The sequence below is a fragment of the Streptomyces sp. NPDC055239 genome, assembly GCF_053606205.1.
This window is the reverse complement of the sequence record NZ_JBSGRD010000001.1, coordinates 1,463,211-1,483,230: the sequence shown is the minus strand read 5'-3', so window position 1 is coordinate 1,483,230 and position 20,020 is coordinate 1,463,211. Positions and strand designations below refer to the sequence as shown.

The following is a 20,020-nucleotide window of genomic DNA, read 5'->3' as shown; positions in this document are numbered from 1 at the left end:
TTTGATCTTTGACACCCTCGCAAAGGTCAAGCGTTAGTAAAGAGTCTTGTAAAAAACCGGTAGGTCAGTATCTTATTGGCGACCTTGACCCATTCATTCGAAGCTGAGGCACTGATATGACCTTGCTGACGATGCAGAAGATCGCGCTCCAGGCCGCAGACGACCCACAGGCGAGACCGGCCGTCGCCGGTGTGCCGTCCGGTCTGGGCCTACTCCAGCTGGCCGCCGGGGCGGCCTCGCCTCCGGCGAACGAGGCGGGCCCCACGGCGGCACCCGTCGCCGAACAGCTGATGCACCAGCTGTTCGACCCCGTCGACAGGGCCCGAATACACGGGCGGTGGCGCGACATCATCGCCCGCAAGGAATTCCGTTACGTCCCCGGCCTCTCCACCGCCGAGCGCACCGAACTCTCCTACCGCCGCCTGCGCCTGGTGAACGACACGGCCGTCTGCGCCGAGCAGCTGGCGCGCGATCCGCGCCAGCTGGCCGCTCTGCACGAGTGGACCGCGGCCTCGGACGGAGCGCTGTGCGCACTGGCGAGCATCCACTACAACCTGTTCCTGGGCAGCCTGTACGACCACGACGAGCGGGACGGCCTCGCCCCCTACACCTCCATGCAGCGCACGGGAACGTTTCTCTGCTCGGAGCTCGAGCACGGGAACGACGCCCCCGCCCTGCAGACCACCGCCGAGTTCGACCGCGCCACCGGGGGCTTCGTCCTGAACACCCCCCACCCCGCCGCGCAGAAGTTCATGCCCAACACCAGCTCCACAGGGGGCCCCAAGAGCGCCGTGGTCGCCGCGCGGCTCCTGATCGACGGTGAGGACCACGGGGTCTTCCTGTTCCTGACACCGCTGAGCAACGAGGCGGGAGAGCTGCCCGGGATCCGGGTCCGCCGGCTTCCCGACCGGATCGGCAACCCGGTCGACCACTGCCTCACCTCGTTCGATCACGTCCGCCTGCCCCGCGAGGCCCTGCTGGAGGCGGACCACGGGCGGCTGAGCGACCAGGGGGTGCTCGACAGCAGCATGGGCAACCGCCGCAAACGGTTCCTCCAGTCGATCGCGCGCGTCACCACGGGCAAGCTCTGCATGAGCGCCGCGAGCGTCGGCGCCTCCCGGGCGGCCCTGACCATCGCCGTGCGCTACGCACACCACCGTCACATCAGTGGTCCCAAGACCGGTGAGCGGGTGCCGCTGACCGCGCACCGCAGCCACTACGGCAGGCTGCTCCAGAGCCTGGCAACGGCCTACGCCATGACATTCCTGCACCGGACCGTGACCGACCGGTGGGCCGCGCACACGCCCGAGAACCGGGTGGAGACAGAGCGCCTGGTGGCCATCGCCAAGGCGTGGATCACCTGGCAGGGCCGCACCATCATGATCGAATGCCGCGAACGGTGCGGGGCCCAGGGGCTCTTCCCCCTCAACGGCCTGGCCGATCTCCAGCTGGACGCCGAGGGCTCGGTCACCGCCGAGGGCGACAACCTCCCGCTCTGGGTCAAGGCGGCCGCCGAGATGGTCTTCGGCCACCGGACCGAGCGCCTCGACGCGCGCCCGGCGTCCCCGAAAGGCCAGACCCTCACCGACCCGGCCTTCCTGCGCGACCTGCTCGCCGAGGTGGAGGGCCTGTGGCAGAGCCGAGCGTGCACCGCACTGCGCCAGGGACGCCGGGGCGACCCGCTCGGCCGCTGGAACGCCGCCTCGTCCTCGGGCCTGGAGATGGTCTCGGCCCATGCCCGCCTCCAGGCCGCCGACGCGTTCATCGCCGCCATCGGCCGGACCGCCGACCCCGCTGCCCGCTCCCTGCTCGAAGACCTCTGCCGCCTGTTCCTGCTCCAGGAGATCAGCCACCACACGGGTGATCTGCTGGCCGCCGGCCACCTGTCGGCCGACCACATCCACGCACTGCCGTCGACGATCGACGCACTCCTCCACGCCCTGGCCGAGCACATGACGCCCCTCGTCGACGCGTTCGACCTGCCGCAGGAGTACCTGGCCGCCATCCCCATCGCCAACAGCTCGTACGCCACAAGGGTCAGCGACTTCCTCGAGGCCTCGCCCAACTGATGGCCCCGGGCCGCCTCATCCCTGCCTGACGCGCCCCGCCCTCTGGCGCGCCTCGTGGGCCCAGGCCCCCAGCGGCAGATGCAGGAACGGCGCTTCCTCTGCCAAAAGCTCCAGGACGACCGGCGCATGCCCACTCGGCTTCACCACGAGAACGGCCCCGGCCTGATGGACATACAGCCCCGCCTGCCGGTCCACCACCTCGATGTCCAGACGGGACTGCTCGATCGCCCGTGACTCCCAGAGCCGCATGTGCTGGGGAAGATTGCGCGCGTAGCTGGTACCGGGCCAGCTGATCCTGCGCAGCGCATCGAACGTGCGCAAGGGCAAGGCGTCGCTCGCCCCAAGGACGCTGGGGTGGAGCACTCCCCTGTCACGCGCCGCGTAGGCAATCCTCGCGGTGACCCCGGCAAGCTGCGCCACTCTCAGCAGACTCCAGGGCTTCGTCCGTATCACCTGGGCCATCTCCCGGCCCCCTTCCCTCTGCTTGCCCCCGGCCCGAGCCTACGGCCCGGGGCCGATCACCAGGAGCCCAGATCGCCGCGGTCCCCCCGGACACCGCTGCTTCTCCACTGCGCCTCGAGCGCACCTCGACCCGTACCGCAGAACTCCTCAAGCGCCGTGGGAAGCGGACGGTCCCCCGCCAATTGACGGGAGAGCGTCCGCTTCCCACGGCGTTTATGCGCCGGCACCCGGCACTTGGCATTTCTGGCCGCCTCCGACGGATCTCCATCCGCTTCCCAGCGTTTCTCGAGTTCCCGCACCGACCGTGGCGAAGGCGGGCCGCTGCGCCTGAGAGGACCTTTGAAGGGACAACGCGATGCGTATTGCCGAGGTAAAGGGAAAAGACCGCGCACTGTGCATCCTGTACGGGCTGTCCGCCGTCACCGGTCTCGGCATCATGGGGACGATGGCCGTCGTCTTCGTTGTCCAGAACGCGGACGCGGGGTTCCCCGGCGTCGTGGAGAACTTCCTGCGTGACGCGACGTCGAACCTGGCCACCCGGTTCGTCTACGCCGACCTGGTGCTCGTCTGGGCAGCGCTCGGCGCCTACATGATCGTCGAAGGGCGGCGGTACCGGATCCGGCATGTCTGGGCGTACATCGCCGGGGCCCCGGCGATCGCACTGATCGTGACCTACGGCCTGTTCATGCTCGTGCGCCAGCTGAAGATCGCCGCCGCGCGCGGCACGGGCGGGCCGGTGGGCACTGATCACCCCGTGCGCCCGGTGACCGCGCAGGCAGCGCAGGCAGCGCAGGCAGCGCAGGCAGCGCCGTGAACCGCCCGGCGGCGCGAGGCGTCGCTCTGGTGACCGGTGCGGCCGGCGGCATCGGCACCGCCGTGGCACGCCTGCTCGCCCAGCAGGGCACCCCGGTCGCCGCCGTCGACCTGGACACCGCGCAGCTGTGGGACACCGCCGTCAGGCTCCGCGCCGAGGGACTGCCCGTGCACGGCCACGCGGCCGACGTCACCTCGAGCACCGAGGTCGAGGCCGTGGTGAGCACGGTGGAGCGGCAGCTGGGGCCCATCGACTACCTGGTGAACGCGGCCGGGGTGCTTTGCACCGGCGAGGCCAGACGCCTGAGCGACGAGGACTGGCAGGCCGCCTTCGCGGTCAACACGGACGGCGTGTTCCTGATGTCCCGGGCGGTGGTCAACCGCATGGTTCCACGGCTCCGGGGCGCGATCGTCACCGTCGCCTCGAACGCGGCGGGCACCGCGCGCTGGAACATGGCCGCGTACGCGGCGTCCAAGGCGGCCGCGATCGCGTACACCAAGTGCCTGGGCCTGGAGGTCGCGCAGTACAACATCCGCTGCAACCTGGTCGCCCCCGGTTCGACCGACACCCCGATGCTGCACGGCATGCACCCCGCCGGGAGCGCGGCCACCGCGAGCGTGGCGGGGGACCCGGCCGCGTACCGGGTCGGCATCCCGCTGGGCAAGGTGGCGCGGCCGCAGGACATCGCCCACGCTGCCGCATTCCTGCTGTCGGACCAGGCCGGGCAGATCACGATGAACTCCCTGACCGTCGACGGCGGGGCCGCCCTCGGGGTCCAGGCATAGCCGGCCCTCCCCCACCCGCCCCTTCCCGAAAGGACCGCCGTCGCATGGCAGGCATACCGCCCATCGAGTCCTACCCGATGCCCGCGCCGACCGAGCTTCCTTGTGCGGTCGTCGACTGGCAGCCCGACCCGCGACGAGCCGTGCTGCTCGTTCACGACATGCAGGAGTACTTCCTCGAGCCGTTCCCGCAGGGCGCTTCGCCCCGCGTCCCGCTCCTGCGCAATGCGGCGTCGCTGCGCCGGCGCTGCGCCCGATCCGGCGTTCCGGTCGCCTACACCGCACAGCCCGGCGGCATGACCGCGCTGGAGCGCGGCCTGCTCGGCGACTTCTGGGGCCCGGGGATGCGCCCATCGCCCGAGCACCGCCGGATCGTCGCGGGACTGGAACCCGCCCCCGGCGACTGGGTGTTCACCAAGTGGCGCTACAGCGCCTTCTTCCAGACGGACCTGCTGGAGCGGATGCGCGCAGCAGGCCGCGACCAGCTCATCGTCTGCGGTGTCTACGCGCACGTCGGTGTGCTGATGTCCGTGGCGGACGCCTTCAGCCACGACATCCAGCCGTTCGTGGCCGGCGACGCCGTCGCGGACTTCTCCGCCGCCCACCACCGGCTGGCGATGCAGTACGCGGCCCAGCGCTGCTCCGCCGTTCTCACCACGGCGTCGCTGTGCGACGCCCTCGCGGCCGCACCGGCACAAGCGCCATGCTGAGCGGCCCGCACCCGTCGGCGGCCGGCCCCCGCGGCGACGGCCCGGACCTGCTCGAGCGGATTGTGGACGGCACCACGCCCACGTTCGCCTTGCTGCACCGCCCGAAGGCCGGTGCCGGGGACACCCTGGAGGTGCTGCTGGGCGACGCGGCCCCGTGCTCCACGCTGGCCGACCTGCCGCTCGCTGACGCGCCCGCCCCGGCAGGCGTTCACGAGCTGCTCGCCCTGGTGCCCTACCGGCAGATCAAGGAGCGCGGGTTCGCGGTCCTCGACGACGATGCGCCGCTCATCGCGCTGAGCGTCACCGGGCAACAGGAACTGCCGCTGGTCACGGCCCTGCGCCGGCTGCCGAACGATCCCGTCAAGATCGACTCCGACGGATTCGAGCTCTCGGACGACGAGTACGCCGACATCGTGCGCCGGGTGATCGCCGAGGAGATCGGCACCGGAGAAGGCGCGAACTTCGTCATCAAGCGGGCGTTCACGGCGTGGCTGCCGGGCTTCTCGGCCCTCGGCGCCCTGTCGTTCTTCCGGCGCCTCCTCGAACGCGAGGCGGGCACCTACTGGACCTTCCTGGTGCACACCCGTGACCGGATACTCGTGGGCGCGACCCCCGAGCGGCACATCAGCGTGCGCGACGGCACCGCGGTCATGAACCCCCTCAGCGGCACGTACTGCTATCCCCCCGGCGGCGCCACCTTCGACGGCGTGATGTCCTTCCTGTCGGACCGCAAGGAATCCGACGAGCTCTACATGGTCGTGGACGAAGAGCTGAAGATGATGGCCCGGGTCTGCCCCTCCGGCGGGCGGCTGATCGGGCCGTACCTGCGGGAGATGGCGCGGGTCGCGCACACCGAATACCTCATCGAGGGGCGCACCGGCAAAGACGTCCGCGACATCCTCAGGGAGACCCTGTTCGCCCCGACGGTGACCGGAGCGCCCCTGGAGAACGCCGCCAGGGTGATCAGCCGCCACGAGAGGACCGGGCGCGGCTACTACAGCGGCGTGGCCGCGCTCATCGGCAGCGACGCGTCCGGAGAGCGGACCCTGGACTCCGCGATTTTGATCCGGACGGCCGACATCGCGGCCGGCGGCCGTCTGGACATCGGCGCCGGGGCGACCCTGGTACGCCACTCGGACCCCCAAGCGGAGGCGCGCGAGACCCGGGCCAAGGCGGCCGGGCTGCTCACGGCCCTGACCGGGCCGGGCCCCAGCCGCTTCGCCGAGCATCCGCAGGTCCGCGCGGCCCTGGCCCGCCGCAACGAAGCCGTCGCCGGATTCTGGCTGGAGGCGCCGGACAGCAGAGACCGCGTGAGCGCCGAACTCGCGGGGCGCCGGGTGCTCGTGATCGATGCCGAGGACACCTTCACGGTGATGCTCGGCCACCAGCTGCAGGCTCTGGGCGCCGAGGTCACCGTGCGCCGGTACGACGAGGAGTACGAGGCCGCGGCGCACGACCTGGTGGTGCTCGGTCCCGGGCCGGGGGATCCCGCAGACATGGGGCACCCGAAGATCGCGAGCCTCCATGCCGCGGCCTACCGCCTGCTCGCACAGGAGCGCCCTTTCCTCGGGGTGTGCCTGAGCCACCAGGTGGTGAGCGGGCTGCTCGGACTGCGGCTGCTGCGCCGCCCGGTCCCGAACCAGGGTGTGCAGCGCGAGATCGGCCTCTTCGGACGCCGCGAGCGGGTGGGCTTCTACAACACGTTCGCGGCCCATGCCCAGGAGGACTTCATCGAACACCCCCTGGCCGGCCGGGTGACGGTGAGCAGGGACCGGGACACCGGCGAGGTGCACGGCCTGCGGGGCCGGCACTTCGCCTCGGTGCAGTTCCACCCGGAGTCCGTACTGACCCAGGACGGCCCCCGGATCCTTTCCTCCCTGCTGACGCAGATGCAGCGGCCCCTCGCGCCCCAGACGTCCGCGCGGCACCCGGCAGGAAGGGACTGAACAGCCAGATGGCACACGCACTCATCGCCGGCGGCGGCATCGGTGGCCTTGCCACCGCCCTGGCGCTGGCCCGCGCCGGGCATCACGTCACCGTCCTGGAACGCCGGGAGACCTTCGCCGAGGCCGGTGCGGGCATCCAGCTCGGCCCGAACGCCTTCCACGCCCTGGACCTCCTCGGCGTGGGCCGCGCGGTACGCGAGCGGGCCGTGTACATCGACGAACTGCGCCTCATGGACGCCACCACGGGCGCAGCGATCGCCCTGATGCCGCTGGCCGAGCGATACCGCAGACGGTTTGGCAACCCGTATGCGGTGGTGCAGCGCGGCGATCTCTACCAGCCGCTGCTGTTCGCGTGCCTCGCGGCCGGCGGCATCACCCTGGTGCCCGGCGCCGCCGTGCACGGCTACACCCAGCAGCGGACCGGGGTCAGCGCCCACACGACGGACGGCCGGGTCTTCACCGGCGGGCTGCTGGTCGGGGCGGACGGCCTCCACTCGGCCGTGCGCGCGCAGCTGGTGGGCGACGGCGCGCCGCGGGTCTCCGGCCACACCATCTACCGTTCGGTGATACCCATCGGCAAGGTCCCCGAGGAACTGCGCTGGAACGCGGTCACCTTGTGGGCCGGCCCGCGCCGGCACTTCGTCCACTACCTCATCGGCGGCGGCCACTACCTGAACCTCGCCGCGACCCTGGACGACGGAGCCCGAGAACAGGTGACGGGCCGCCACGCCCACCGCCAGAGCGTACTGGACCGGTTCACGGGCCTCGGCCCCACCGCACGCCGCCTCCTGGAACTCGGCGAGGGCTGGCGGGAGTGGGTGCTGTGCGATCGCGACCCGGCCGGCGTCTGGACGGACGGCCGGGTGACCCTCATGGGCGACGCCGCCCATCCGATGCTTCAGTACGCGGCCCAAGGCGCATGCCAGGCGCTGGAGGACGCCGTCGTACTGGGAGCGGTGCTCACCGGCGCCGCCGCGGGCGACGATGTGGCACGGCGCCTGGAGACGTACAGCGCCGGGCGGCGCGAGCGCACCGCACGCACCCAGCTCCTTGCCCGGGAGATGGGCACCCGGCTCTACCATCCGGCGGGCGACGCCGCCCTGCGCCGCGATGCGATGCTGCGCGCGCTGTCCGAGGACGACCTGTACGAGAAGGTCGCCTGGCTGCACGGTGCCCGGCATTTCGCCCCCCGGCCGCCACCGGCGGCACCGCACCGGGGGGAGAGGAGGTGAGCCGGCCGGCGCGGATCAGACTCGGTCGTAGCGGTAGTCGTCGAGGTCGAAGTGCCGGGCCCGCCAGGCCGCCTCATAGGTGGAGGCGGGCCGGACAGCCGGCGCGTCCCCGTGCGCGTCGAGGTAGTAGCTGTTCGACGTCCGGCAACTGGGGTCGAGGAACACGGTGTTCTGCTGCCTGCGCAGCGCCTCGCGGAACGAACGCTCGTGCTTCTCCGGCCGCACCACCGCCTGCGTGGCCTGCCGGCGCCGGGCCTCATTGATCACTCGCAGCGCGTGGGTGACCTGGTACTCGATCATGCCGAACCAGGAACCGCCGGTGAAGGAGTAGGGACCCACGATGAACCACAGGTTCGGATACCCCTTCACGGACGTGCCTTCGTAGGCCTGGAAGCGTTCGGTCCGCCAGAATTCCCCCAGCTCCCGGCCGCCCTGGCCGTGCACCGGGAAGGGCGGCAGATTGTCCAGGACGTGGAATCCGGTGGCCAGGACGAGCACGTCCAACGCCTGCTCCTTGCCGTCCGTGGTGCGAATGCCCCTCCCGGTGATCTCCTCTATGGGCTCGGTGAGGAGTTCCACGTTGCTGCGGGTGAAGGCGCGCCAGAAGCCCTTGCTCAGGGACGGCCGTTTGCAGCCCACCCGGTAGGCAGGCGTGAACTTGCGCATCAGCGCGCGATCGCCCCTGACCTGGCGCCGCAGGTAGAGCTTGGATGCCGCCTCCCCCGCACGCACCAGGAAGGGGAAGCGGCGGTAGTGCACCATGGCGGCCACGAAGCTGACTTCCGTCATGAAGTCGGTGAGCAGCCGGACCGTGCGCTGCGTCCACGGAGCCGTCTCGAACAGCCGCCGGAGCGCTTTGGGCACGGCCATGTCCGGCTTGGGGAGAAGCCAGATGGGGGTGCGCTGGTAGACGTGGAGCTGCTCCACCCGGGAGGCGATCTCCGGAACCAGCTGCACCGCCGAGGCGCCGGTGCCGATCACCCCCACGCGCCGCCCGGCCAGCTCCAGGCACTGATCCCACGCCGCCGTGTGCACGACCTGGCCCGTGAAGGTGTCCAGGCCCGGGATGTCGGGCGTCCTGGGCCTGGTGAGCCAGCCGGTGGCGCAGATGATGAATCGTGCCGTCAGCGAGCTGCCGTCCTGAAGGAAGACGTGCCACACATGCGCCGATTCCTCGTACTGGGCCCGTACGACCCTGGTGCCGAAGCGCAGGTGCGGCCGCAGGCCGTACTTGTCGATGCAGTGATCCGCGTACGCCTTCAGTTCCTCCCCGGGCGGGAAGAGCCGGGACCACGTGAAGGGTTCGCGGCTGAAGGAGTAGGAGAAGGCGGAGATGTCGACCGCGATGCCGGGGTACTTGTTGGCGTGCCAGCTGCCGCCGACGTCGTCCTGCTCCTCCAGGATCACGAAGTCGTCGAGGGAGCTGTGGCGCAGTGCGATCGCCGCGCCGATGCCGGAGAACCCGGCGCCGACGACGAGCACTTCATGATCAGGGGTCATCGGTCTCTCCTCGACGCAGTCACAGGGCCAGGCCGGTGGCCTGGAGGGTGCCAAAGGCGAGGAGGAGCAGACAGGTGTGCTCCAGCGCCGGAATCAGGTCGCGGCCGCCGGCCCCGCCCCGTACCCGGCGCACCGGCAGGACGGCGAACGGGACCGCGCCGAGGACCAGCAGCGCCCACGGGCGGCCGAGGGCGAGCAGGAGCCCGGTGGCGAAGGCGGCGCCGACGCACAGGAGATAGAACCGGCGGGTGGCGGCGGCGCCGATCCGCACGGCCAGGGTGTTCTTCCCCGCGGCGGCGTCAGTGGGGATGTCGCGAAGATTGTTGGTGGTGATCAGCGCGCAGGCGAGAAACCCGACGGGCAGCGACGCGGCCACGGCCGGCAGGGGGACATGACCGAGCTGGATGTACACGGGGGCACAGACGAACACCACGCCGTGGAAGAGGAAGATGCTGATCTCGCCGAACCCGTGGTAGCCATACGGGTGGGGGCCACCGGTGTAGAACCATCCGCCACAGGCGCAGAGCACCACCAGGGCCAGGACCCACCAGGAGACGAGAACGGCCAGGACCGTCCCGGCCAGGGCGCCGACCAGGAACAGCACCGCCCCGCAGCGGAAGACCTGCTCCGGCGTGGCCTGCCCGGAGCCGACCAGGCGGGCGGGGCCCAGGCGGTGGTCGTCGGCTCCCCTGATGCCGTCGCTGTAGTCGTTGAAGAAGTTGGTGCCGAGGACGAAGCCGAGCACGAACACCACCGTCAGGGCGGCGTGCCACCAGTTGACCCCTCCCAGCGAGTGGGCGAGCGCCAGGCCCACGGCAAGCGGCGCGAAGGACACCGGCAGGGTCTTGAGCCGGGCCCCGGTCAGCCAGTTGCGCAGCGGGGCGGGGCGGGCCGCCCGCTGCGCCTGCGTCAGCATTTCGTTCCCGCACCGAGGAAGAGGACCGCAGTGGACTTCGTGGCGATCATGCGGACCTCCTCGCGGCGCCCGGCCGCATAGCGGGCCAGGTCGCGCATCCGTGGCCGCAGCCCCCGCAGGGTGAGCTCCACCCCGTTCGCGCGCGCGGTCCGGGCCAGCCGGGCCCGGTTGACGAAGAGCCGGTGGTCGTGGGTGCCGCGGGGCGGGCGGCCCGCCAGCGGCAGGTTCTCGGCGAGTGTGACCGAGACGAACCGGGCCACCGCGGTGTCGGCGATGGTGTCCACGACCAGCGTGCCGCCCGGGCGCAGCACCCGGCATGCCTCACTCACCACGGCGTAGGGATCCGGTACGTGCTCCAGGCACTGCCCGGCGGTGACGGCATCGAACGACTCGTCCGCGAAGGGGAGGCCGCTGATGTCGGCCCGGACCACTTCGTCGAAGCCGTGCCGCAGGGCTTCTCGGAGTGACAGTTCCGAGAGGTCCACGCCCACCACGCGATATCCCTTGGCGGCCGCGTACGGGCCGAACAGCCCGCCCCCGCAGGCGACATCAAGCAGGAAGGCCTGCCTTTCCCCCTGCCCCTGCCCCTGCCCCTGCCCGGCGGCGGGAAGGTACTCGGCGCGGGCACGGGCGATCCAGCCCAGTGGTGCGAGCGCTCCCCGCGGGTCCCACCACTGATCGGCAAGACCGTCGTAGTCAGCGATGAAATCCTCTCTGATCGCTGATCGTTCCACCATGCTGATCCCCCTCAGCGGCGCACGGGAAATGGACCGGCATCTGCCACCGGCCCTCGCACACTCCCGCATCCCGCTGGAGCCGCGGTGGAAACCGAGCGGAACCGCGGACCGCGGGCCGTGGGGCGTCGGCCGTGGGCCGTGGGGCGTCGGCCGCGGGGCGCTGGGGCTGGGGCGCGGGGCGCTGGGGCCGTGAGTCCGCGGGCCCTCGCATCGCGTCGAGCCGCGTCGAGTCCCTGCTGCTGCAGACCTTCCGCGCACGGCCGACGCGTCTTGAGCGAGCGTCGCGCGCACTTTGAGCCTGCCTCGATCGAACTACGACCCGCCCCCCTGACCCTGAGCCGCAAGCTCCGACAGCAGGGAGGACTGGTGTGTCCAGCGAACAAGAGCACACGCCCGTAGTGGAGCGCCACCGCGGCATGTCGCCCCACCTCAGGGCGAGGGGCCGGATCCGGTCCACCGATTCGGCCCTGGCCGACCGGGAACGGCGGCCGGGCCGGGAGCGGCTGCCCGAGCGGGAGCACCTGCCCGCGGGGGGCAGCGACGTACCGGTACTCGACGTCGTGGTTCCCGTCTACAACGAGGAGGAGGATCTGGAGAGTTGCGTGCGGCGGCTGCACGCGCATCTGGCCCGTACGTTCCCCTACGGGCAGGGCGGGTTCCGGATCACCATCGCCGACAACGCGAGCAGTGACCGTACGCCCGAGATCGCCGTCCGGCTCGCGGGTGAGCTGGCCCAGGTACGGGCCCACCGGCTCGACCAGAAGGGGCGCGGGCGGGCACTGCGTGCCGTGTGGTCGGGCTCGGACGCCTCGGTGCTCGCATACATGGACGTGGATCTGTCCACGGACCTCAACGCGCTGCTTCCGCTGGTCGCGCCGCTCATCTCCGGGCACTCGGACCTGGCGATCGGCTCACGGCTCTCGCGCGGCTCACGGGTGGTGCGCGGGCCCAAGCGGGAGTTCATCTCGCGGACGTACAACCTGATCCTGCGCGGCTCGCTGGCCGCCCGGTTCTCCGACGCGCAGTGCGGGTTCAAAGCGATCCGGCGGGATGTCGCCGAGCGGCTGCTCCCGATGGTCGAGGACACCGGGTGGTTCTTCGACACCGAGCTGCTCGTGCTCGCCGAACGGGCCGGGCTGCGGATCCACGAAGTACCGGTGGACTGGGTCGACGATCCCGACTCGACCGTGCACCTCATGCGGACCGCGACCGATGACCTCAAGGGCGTGTGGCGGGTCGGGCGGGCACTCGCGGTCGGCGCACTGTCCCTGGACCGGCTCGCGCGGCCCTTCGGGGACGATCCACGGGACCGCCAGCTCGAGGGAGTCCCCCAGGGGCTGGCGCGACAACTGGTCGGGTTCTGTGTGGTGGGGGCGCTCTCCACCCTCTTCTATCTGCTCCTGTACTCGCTGTTCCGGCTCGGGCTGGGGGCCCAGCCCGCCAACGCCGGCGCGCTGTTCGTCTCCGCGCTGGCCAACACGGCGGCCAACCGGCGCCTGACCTTCGGGGTGCGCGGCCGGGGCCGGGCCGTGCGGCACCAGGCGCAGGGGCTCGTGGTGTTCGCCATCGGGCTCGTGCTGACCAGCGGTTCGCTCACCGCGCTCGACACGGCCGTCGGTGACCCCTCACACGGCACCGAACTCACCGTCCTGATCGCCGCCAACCTCGCGGCCACCGTGCTGCGCTTCCTGCTGTTCCGGATCTGGGTATTCCCGGACCGGCACACCCCCGACGAACACAAGCACAAGCACGAGCACGAGTACGCGCACGAGAACCACGACCTCGACCTCGACCGCGACGTCCACGTCCACGTCGACGTCGACCGCGATCAGCGGCGCCACGACTCCGGAGCAGCTCGATGACCGTCACCGCACCCTCGCCCCCGTCCCCGCCTGCGACCTCACCCGCGGCCTCACCCGCGTCCCCGGACGCCCGCTGGGTGCGGCCGGCGCTGATCGGGCTCCTCGCCGCCGTGGGGCTCTCCTACCTCTGGAACCTGAGCGCCTCCGGATACGCCAACCCCTTCTACTCGGCGGCCGCCCAGGCGGGCAGCGAGAGCTGGAAGGCGTTCTTCTTCGGCTCGTCCGACGCCGCCAACTCCATCACCGTGGACAAGCCGCCCGCCGCACTCTGGCCGATGGGCCTGTCCGTACGCCTCTTCGGCCTGGGTTCCTGGCAGATCCTGCTGCCGCAGGTGCTGATGGCCGTGGCCACCGCGGGCGTGCTGTACGCGGCGGTGCGCCGGCGGTCCACGGCGGCGGCCGGGCTCATCGCGGTCGCGGTGTTCGCCACCGCGCCCGTCGCGGCGCTGATGTTCCGCTTCAACAACCCGGACGCGCCGCTCACGCTCCTGATGACCCTCACCGTGTACTGCGTACTGCGCGCCCTCGAAGAGGCCCGTACCAGGTGGCTCCTGTGGGCGGGCGTCGCGGTCGGGTTCGCGTTTCTCACCAAATCCCTGCAGGCGTTCCTGATCCTGCCGCCGCTCGCGCTCCTGTACGCGGCGTGCGCCCCGACGCCCGTCAGGCGCCGGCTGGGCCAACTCGCCCTGGCCGGACTCGCGGTGCTGGCATCCGGAGGCTGGTGGGTGGCGCTCGTGGAGCTCTGGCCCGCGTCCTCGCGCCCGTACATCGGAGGCTCGCAGAACAACTCCTTCCTGGAACTGACCTTCGGCTACAACGGGCTCGGCCGGATCAAGGGCGACGAGGCCGGCAACGCCGGCGGAGGCTGGAGCTCGGGAGAGACCGGCCTCGGCCGGCTCATGAGCACGAACATCGGCGGCCAGATCACCTGGCTCCTGCCCGCCGCGCTGATCCTGCTCGCCGCCGGGCTCGTGCTGACCCGGCGGGCCGGACGGACGGACACCGCACGCGCCGCGTTCCTGGCCTGGGGCAGCTCGCTCCTGGTAACCGCGGCGGTCTTCAGCTTCATGAAGGGAATGTTCCACGCGTACTACACAGTGGCCCTGGCCCCGTACATCGCCGCGCTCGTCGGCATGGGCGCCGCGGCCCTCTGGGAGCAACGCGAGCGGCCCCTCCCCCCGGCAATGCTCGGCGGCACCGTCGCGGTCACCGCCATCTGGTCCTACCTCCTGCTCGGGCGCACGGCCGGATACGTGCCGTGGCTGCGCTGGGCCGTACTGGCCGGCGGCCTGACGGCCGCACTCGTCCTGCCCCTCGCGCAGCGGCCCGGACCCCGGCCCGGACACCGCCTCGGCCTGGCAGCAGCCGGACTGGGCCTCGCGGCCTCACTCGCAGGACCCTTCGCATACACCGTGACGACCCTCGGCGAAGGCCATACCGGATCAATCGTGGCGGCAGGCCCCTCAACACCGGACGACGCAGGCACCCCGGAAGACACCAGCGACCCGGAAGGCACCAGCGACCCGGGCGATACCAGCGATACGAGCGGGCCGGACAGCACGGGCGACCCGAAGAGCACAGGCGGACCGGACAGCGCGGGCAACCCGAAGAGCACGGGTGGGCCGGACAGCGCGGGCGACCCGAAGGACACAGGCGGACAGGACAGCGCGGATGGCCCGAAGGACACGGGCGGCGCGCAACAGCCCACCGGCAAGGCGAGCACCCCCCAACCGGGCGGCAAGACCCAAGCCCAAGCCCAGGCCCAGGGCGGCGACATAGAGGCCCTCATCAACGGCCTCTCAGTAAGCGACAACGTCAAAGCCGCACTCCTGGCCGACGCCGACCACTACACCTGGGCCGCCGCCACCATCGGCGCCCAGATCGCGGCCAGCTACCAGATCGCCACCCAGCACCCGGTGATGCCGATCGGCGGCTTCGTCGGCACCGACCCGTCCCCGACACTCGCCCAGTTCAAACAGTACGTCGCCGACGGGAAAATCCACTACTTCGTGGGCGGCAGCCAGGGAGCCGACCCCGGCGGCGGCACCAGCACACAGATATCCCAGTGGATCACCTCCCACTTCAAAAAAATCACGATCGACAACACCACGCTCTACGACCTGACCCGCCCCACCACAACCTGACACAACCAGCAAAAAACCCGACAAACCACACCAGCAAGCCACACCCAAGAAACCCGGCGAGCCACACCCAAGCAACCCAACACCACCCAGCCCGCCCAGCCCGCCACACTCCAAACACCTGCCACACCACACCACAACACACAACGCCAAACCACCAGAACCCAGCCAGTACCGGCGACTACGGGCGAATGCGGTGAAACCGGAGAAATTGGCTGGCCGGTCACCGCGATGATTCTCAGTTCCCTACATACACTGCGGTCAATGGACTCACACAATCCGGGACGTACGGAGTGCGGACAGCGAATCGACCCCCAGATCATTACCTTGGGCTTGCCATCCGCCTCTGATGCTGACGCCCTCATATACGCCTACAGCAAGTCGGCAACAATCGTTGTACGAGGCCCTGGACCGCTACCCGCATGGGCGGTAGCTCCGGTTCCACGAAGTGCGAACAGACTTCTTTCAAACGGCCCGCTCTCATCTTGATGGCAACCTTGAGCCTGCCGAGGCTGCAGGGCGATCGCCATCGCACAGGCCGAATACCGGCCTGCCAGCTCGGCCACGCCCATGAGGCTGGCTGGTCGCTCACAGCAGGAGACTTGGACGAAGCCGCCGGTCTCAATGTCCCCGCGAATCATGAGCCGCGAGACCCTACACGCGCCCTCCAGGTTCACGGACTCTCCCTGCCACAGGGGGCCCAGCACAGCATCGTCGGCAAGCCAACGAATCGTACGGTGATGAAGAAGATGAGCACCGAGCGGTAGCGTCGTCGTTGAGGTCAACGGAGAGGAACCCTGCAGCATGCCGCAGCCCAAGGACACCGCCCACCACAACACCCCCCGCGGACTCATCCTGGACTTCGCCGGGGTACTGACAGGTGATCCCCGCCTCGTGCACCGCACCTGGTGCGAGTCCGAAGGGCTCCTTGCGGAAGCCTGGCGGCAGACCCTCAACGACCACCCCGAGGGGCGACGGCTGTACACGGCCCTGGAGATCGGGCAGATCGGCCAGGCGGAGTGGAACGAGGGGACTGCTGCCCTCCTTGGCTCACACGTTGCCGCGGAGAACCTGATGGGGCGCGCCTGGGCGAAGGTGCCACGGGCCCGGCGAATGACGTCGCTCGCCCGTGCCGCGAAGGATTCGGGCTACCGGCTGGCGCTCCTGTCGAACAGCTTCGGGCTGGAGCCGTTCAACCCGTATGAGCAGTCCGGTATTTGGGACATGTTCGATGTCCACGTGATCTCGGAGGCGGTAGGCCTGGCGAAGCCCGACCCGGCGATCTACCAGCTCACCCTGGACCGCCTCGGCCTGCCGGGCCCGGCCTGCGTCTTCGTCGACGACCGCCCGATCAACCTTCCGCCCGCCAAGGCCCTTGGCATCACCACCGTCCTCGCGACCACGGAGGACGAGACCGTTGCCGAACTGGAGCGCCTGCTCGGGGGGAGCTCGGTCCTGCCGGTGTAGGCGTCTTCCGGCCGTCTCACCAACTCCCTTTCTGCAAAGGGGTGCACGCGCCTTTTGAGGGCAACTGATCTGGCTTACACATGATTTGTGGTGTTCACAGTTACTCCGGCGGTGGTAGGTCATTGCGTGACTCGTGAGTTCTCGACGCCCTTATCGCAGCGGTGTCTCCGATGCCCACTGAACGTTGATCGAGCCCGTGCTCGTGGCTTGGCAGGCCGCCCGCACCGGTCCGGGCACCGCAGCGCCGGTGCATGATCTGCGAGAGATCGTGAACGCCATCCTCTACGTCAGCGATCCAGCACCAGATAGACCGCCACACGCTCACCGCCCAGCTCGTGCTTGCGCAGGCTCACCGCAGCAGACTCGTAGTGCCCCACCAAGCCGGGAGCATCCTTCTGCGATCAGCCTGGTGAGGCTGAGTGACAGTTCGCGGTACTCCTGACGCACATACGCACGGGTTCCACCTGCGATGTCCCACCCCGGTGAGCTAGCCCCGACCGGGCTCTTCGTGTAGACGACGCCGTGGTCCAGATCGAACGTCAGCAACTCGAAGGCGGCCGCGTGGCTGCTGGAGCCCACGCCGAACTCTGCGGCAAAGGCTGAGCATGCGCGTCGGCGAAGGCCTTGGCGGCCGCGGTGAACCGGGGACGCGCGAACCTCAACCCCGACTCTCCCCCGCCACAACTGACCGTTCACACGAGCCGGGGCCTCGAGCTCGGCATCAGTGCGACGCCGGTCTGGATCTCCTCAGTCGTCCAGCCGCTTGCGACAACTCATGCAACATGGTCGCCGCAGGTGGGGCGCGGCATGGCGTTTCGCGAGCGACCAGCTATGAAACGCCGCCGCCGACCATTGACGGCACTACGGCTCACGCCGGACCCACCACCGCAATACCGGTGCCGCCCATGGAACGGATTCACTGCCGCACGCGCTGCCGAGCCTGCTCCTCGGCAGCGTCAAATGCAGGTTCGAGGGTGGCGAGCGCGGAACGCAGCAGGTCCGGTAGCGAACCGGACGGCACGACGAGCCCACCGGCTGTCAGGGGGGTGGCCGCAGGTTGCAGCCACAGCTCAAGTGCGACCCGAACCGCAGCGGCCACGCTTGCGGCGAGCACGCGGGGGGCGGGCGTGCCGGTGTAGCCGAGGCGCTGGTCGATCGTGGCGGCGAGGGGGTGTTCGATCGCTGCGGCGGCGTTGAGGAACGTGTCACGCAGTGCGGGACTGGCGGTGATCAGCAGCAGCTCGTCGTGGTCACGCGGTTCGGTGTACTGCTCCAGGATCGCTTCGGCCAAGGCATCGGCGAGGCGGACGTGGGCGGGCCTGGCTGCCATGGCCGCGGCGACCCGGGATTCCCGTTCGGCGGTGACGGCGGCGACGATCGCCTGTTCGCGACTGGAGAAGTAGTTGTTGTAGGTCCTCGGCGAGACCCCGGCCGCCTCGGCGATGTCGTCGACGCGGACGTTTTCGGGCCCGTGTTTGAGGGCCAGCCGAAGTGCCGCCTCCCGCAATGCCACTCGGGTGGCCTGCTTCTTCTCCTCGCGCAGCCCGGTCCGCTTTGTCGTCACCCTCGGAGTATCCCGGCTTGAGTGCGTGCACGCAAACTTGCGTGCACGCAATATTTGCTTTTACTCTCAGACCCCCTGCAGAAAGGTCAGATGCATGCGAGCCAAGGGCATCTGCTACGACACCGGCTTCCTGCGCAATGGCAGCAGCTCCCGGGAACACTTCGACCCCGACGTGGTCGAGAAGGAGCTGACCATCATCCGCGACGATCTCCACTGCACCGCCGTCCACGTCACCGGCAGCGACCCGGGCCGCCTGGAGCTCGCCGCCCGTCACGCCGCCGAGCTCGGACTGGAAATCTGGTTCTCGCCCTACCCTCTGGAGCTGACGACCGACGAAATCCTCGTCCTGATCGCTGACTGCGCAGAGCGGGCCGAGCGACTGCGGACGCAAGGAGCCGAGGTCGTGTTCGTCACCGGCGCCGAGCTGAGCGTCATGAACCATGGGTTCCTCGAAGGTGACAGCACCCAAGAGCGACTCGGCTGGCTACTGAGCGACCCGGCCCGTCGGTCCGAGCGACTTGCCGCAGTCGCCACCCGCCTCAACACCTTCCTCCGCGAAGCCGTGACGGTGGTTCGCGAGCGCTTCGACGGCAATGTCACCTACGCTGCCATCCAGTTCGAAGCCGTCGACTGGGACTTGTTCGACTTCACAACCTTCGAACTCATCCGATCTGCGCAGGTAGCCGACCAATTCCGAGAGGCCGTGCGCAGCCTCGTCGCACAGCCCAAACCGGTCGCTATCACCGGCTTCGGCACCGCCACCTGGCGCGGCGCGGGTGACGTCGCACCCCGCAGCATGGAAATCCTCGAAACCGACGAAACCACCGGGGCGCCACTGAAGCTGAGCGGAGCATACGAGCGCGACGAGGCGGGCCAGGCGGCATACCTGAGCGAACTGCTGGAGATCTTCGACAGCGAGGGCGTCGACAGCGCCTTCGTGTTCCTCTTCGCGCTGTACAACCTGCCCCACCGCCCCGACGGCGATCCTCGTGACGATCTCGACCTCGCCAGCCTCGGCATCGTCAAAATCCTCGAAGACCGCCACGGCGACACCTACCCCGACCTGCCTTGGGAGCCCAAGGCCGCCTTCGCCGCAATCGCCGATCACTACCGCGACTGAGTCTGCTCGGGATCAAGGCGTGGGGGATCGGTCGGCAGCGTCTGCCGAGGTCCGGGGGCGGGCACAGCGGCGGCCAGCCCCAGGCGGAGGCGCCTGCCCTCGGAGGCGGGTAGAGGTGGACCGACGCGACCTGTGCCTCCCGCCCCGGGGGACGCCTCGGCGAGCCTTCATCCCCGCTGAGACGGCTGCGAGGCCTCGGCGTGCCAGAAGCAGACCGGGCCGCCTACCTCGCCGGGCTCGCAGAGGAGAAGCGGCGACCGGCTCGCCCCGGGGGGAACTTCTCGGCATGGCCTTCTTGTTGCTCGTCGCAGGGCACGAGGCCACCGTCAACCTCATCGCCAGCACCGTCCACCTCCTGCTCAGCCATCCCGAGCAGTTCGCCGCCCTCCGTGTCGACCCCGAGTTGCTGCAGGGCGCCGTGAAGGAGACGCTCCGCGTCGAGTCGCCCGCGCCTGCGGGCACTTACCGCTACGCCGCCGAACCGATCGGCCTCGGCGGCGCCCGGATACCAGCGGGCGCCCGTGTCGTTCTCTCCATCGTCGCCGCGAACCGTGACCCCGCGCGCTTCCCCTCCCCCGAACGGTTCGACAGCAACCGCAGCCCGCGCCCACCTCGCCTTCGGGAACGGCCTGCACCATTGCCCGCGCGCCCCGCTGGCCCGTCCGGAGGCAACCTTGGCCCTGCGCATCCTGCTGGAC

General features: G+C 70.1%; 15 protein-coding genes and 1 pseudogene. 11 read left to right on the top strand and 5 right to left on the bottom strand.

The window, feature by feature from the left end:
• Positions 1 to 116 precede the first annotated feature (116 nt).
• Positions 117 to 2,069: an acyl-CoA dehydrogenase family protein gene (locus ACWFRJ_RS06225; protein WP_453525007.1), complete on the top strand. Its 1,953-nt coding sequence runs from the start codon at positions 117 to 119 to the stop codon at positions 2,067 to 2,069.
• A 15-nt stretch (positions 2,070 to 2,084) separates the two neighbouring features.
• Here ACWFRJ_RS06225 and ACWFRJ_RS06220 read toward each other — a convergent pair whose 3' ends face one another.
• On the bottom strand, positions 2,085 to 2,531 hold the full coding sequence (locus ACWFRJ_RS06220; RefSeq protein ID WP_453525006.1) for a hypothetical protein: 447 nt from the start codon (positions 2,529 to 2,531) through the stop codon (positions 2,085 to 2,087).
• A gap of 355 nt (positions 2,532 to 2,886) precedes the next feature.
• Between ACWFRJ_RS06220 and ACWFRJ_RS06215 the strand changes: the two genes are divergently transcribed.
• From ACWFRJ_RS06215 to ACWFRJ_RS06195, 5 genes are read left to right on the top strand one after another with little or no spacing between them, the layout of a single operon-like run.
• Complete coding sequence (locus tag ACWFRJ_RS06215) at positions 2,887 to 3,345, top strand: DUF2834 domain-containing protein (RefSeq protein ID WP_453525005.1); 459 nt, start codon at positions 2,887 to 2,889, stop codon at positions 3,343 to 3,345.
• A 29-nt stretch (positions 3,346 to 3,374) separates the two neighbouring features.
• On the top strand, positions 3,375 to 4,130 hold the full coding sequence (locus ACWFRJ_RS06210) for a 2,3-dihydro-2,3-dihydroxybenzoate dehydrogenase (protein ID WP_453525004.1): 756 nt from the start codon (positions 3,375 to 3,377) through the stop codon (positions 4,128 to 4,130).
• Between the two features lie 44 nt (positions 4,131 to 4,174).
• Positions 4,175 to 4,837: an isochorismatase family protein gene (locus ACWFRJ_RS06205; protein WP_453525003.1), complete on the top strand. Its 663-nt coding sequence runs from the start codon at positions 4,175 to 4,177 to the stop codon at positions 4,835 to 4,837.
• Positions 4,831 to 6,783, top strand: coding sequence for an anthranilate synthase family protein (locus ACWFRJ_RS06200; protein ID WP_453525079.1), 1,953 nt, complete (start codon positions 4,831 to 4,833; stop codon positions 6,781 to 6,783). Before ACWFRJ_RS06205 ends, ACWFRJ_RS06200 begins: the two co-directional genes overlap by 7 nt.
• Positions 6,784 to 6,791: 8 nt before the next feature.
• Positions 6,792 to 8,015: a 3-hydroxybenzoate 6-monooxygenase gene (locus ACWFRJ_RS06195; protein ID WP_453525002.1), complete on the top strand. Its 1,224-nt coding sequence runs from the start codon at positions 6,792 to 6,794 to the stop codon at positions 8,013 to 8,015.
• 15 nt (positions 8,016 to 8,030) lie between these two features.
• On the opposite strand, the gene ACWFRJ_RS06190 is transcribed toward ACWFRJ_RS06195, so the two are convergent.
• From ACWFRJ_RS06190 to ubiG, 3 genes are read right to left on the bottom strand one after another with little or no spacing between them, the layout of a single operon-like run.
• A complete protein-coding gene (locus tag ACWFRJ_RS06190; RefSeq protein ID WP_453525001.1) occupies positions 8,031 to 9,515 on the bottom strand; it encodes a flavin-containing monooxygenase in 1,485 nt (494 codons plus the stop codon).
• Between the two features lie 19 nt (positions 9,516 to 9,534).
• Positions 9,535 to 10,431: a 1,4-dihydroxy-2-naphthoate polyprenyltransferase gene (locus ACWFRJ_RS06185; RefSeq protein WP_453525000.1), complete on the bottom strand. Its 897-nt coding sequence runs from the start codon at positions 10,429 to 10,431 to the stop codon at positions 9,535 to 9,537.
• Complete coding sequence (ubiG, locus tag ACWFRJ_RS06180; protein WP_453524999.1) at positions 10,425 to 11,168, bottom strand: bifunctional 2-polyprenyl-6-hydroxyphenol methylase/3-demethylubiquinol 3-O-methyltransferase UbiG; 744 nt, start codon at positions 11,166 to 11,168, stop codon at positions 10,425 to 10,427. The genes ACWFRJ_RS06185 and ubiG overlap by 7 nt, the downstream gene beginning before the upstream one ends.
• Before the next feature lie 416 nt (positions 11,169 to 11,584).
• Here ubiG and ACWFRJ_RS06175 point away from each other — a divergent pair, with 416 nt between their 5' ends.
• From ACWFRJ_RS06175 to ACWFRJ_RS06165, 3 genes are all read left to right on the top strand, one after another.
• Complete coding sequence (locus ACWFRJ_RS06175; RefSeq protein WP_453525078.1) at positions 11,585 to 13,030, top strand: glycosyltransferase; 1,446 nt, start codon at positions 11,585 to 11,587, stop codon at positions 13,028 to 13,030.
• The gene (locus ACWFRJ_RS06170; protein WP_453524998.1) at positions 13,027 to 15,174 is read left to right on the top strand and encodes a glycosyltransferase family 39 protein; all 2,148 of its coding nucleotides are present in this window, start codon (positions 13,027 to 13,029) and stop codon (positions 15,172 to 15,174) included. Before ACWFRJ_RS06175 ends, ACWFRJ_RS06170 begins: the two co-directional genes overlap by 4 nt.
• An 801-nt stretch (positions 15,175 to 15,975) precedes the next feature.
• Positions 15,976 to 16,638 (top strand): HAD-IA family hydrolase, encoded by a 663-nt coding sequence (locus ACWFRJ_RS06165; RefSeq protein ID WP_453524997.1) that lies wholly within the window; start codon positions 15,976 to 15,978, stop codon positions 16,636 to 16,638.
• A gap of 916 nt (positions 16,639 to 17,554) precedes the next feature.
• On the opposite strand, the gene ACWFRJ_RS06160 is transcribed toward ACWFRJ_RS06165, so the two are convergent.
• Complete coding sequence (locus tag ACWFRJ_RS06160; protein WP_453524996.1) at positions 17,555 to 18,202, bottom strand: TetR/AcrR family transcriptional regulator; 648 nt, start codon at positions 18,200 to 18,202, stop codon at positions 17,555 to 17,557.
• Between the two features lie 94 nt (positions 18,203 to 18,296).
• Here ACWFRJ_RS06160 and ACWFRJ_RS06155 point away from each other — a divergent pair, with 94 nt between their 5' ends.
• Together ACWFRJ_RS06155 and ACWFRJ_RS06150 are read left to right on the top strand one after the other, a co-directional pair.
• Positions 18,297 to 19,322, top strand: coding sequence for a hypothetical protein (locus ACWFRJ_RS06155; protein WP_453524995.1), 1,026 nt, complete (start codon positions 18,297 to 18,299; stop codon positions 19,320 to 19,322).
• 286 nt (positions 19,323 to 19,608) lie between these two features.
• Positions 19,609 to 19,860, top strand: a pseudogene (locus ACWFRJ_RS06150) (cytochrome P450); the annotation flags it as partial.
• Between the last annotated feature and the right edge of the window lie 160 nt (positions 19,861 to 20,020).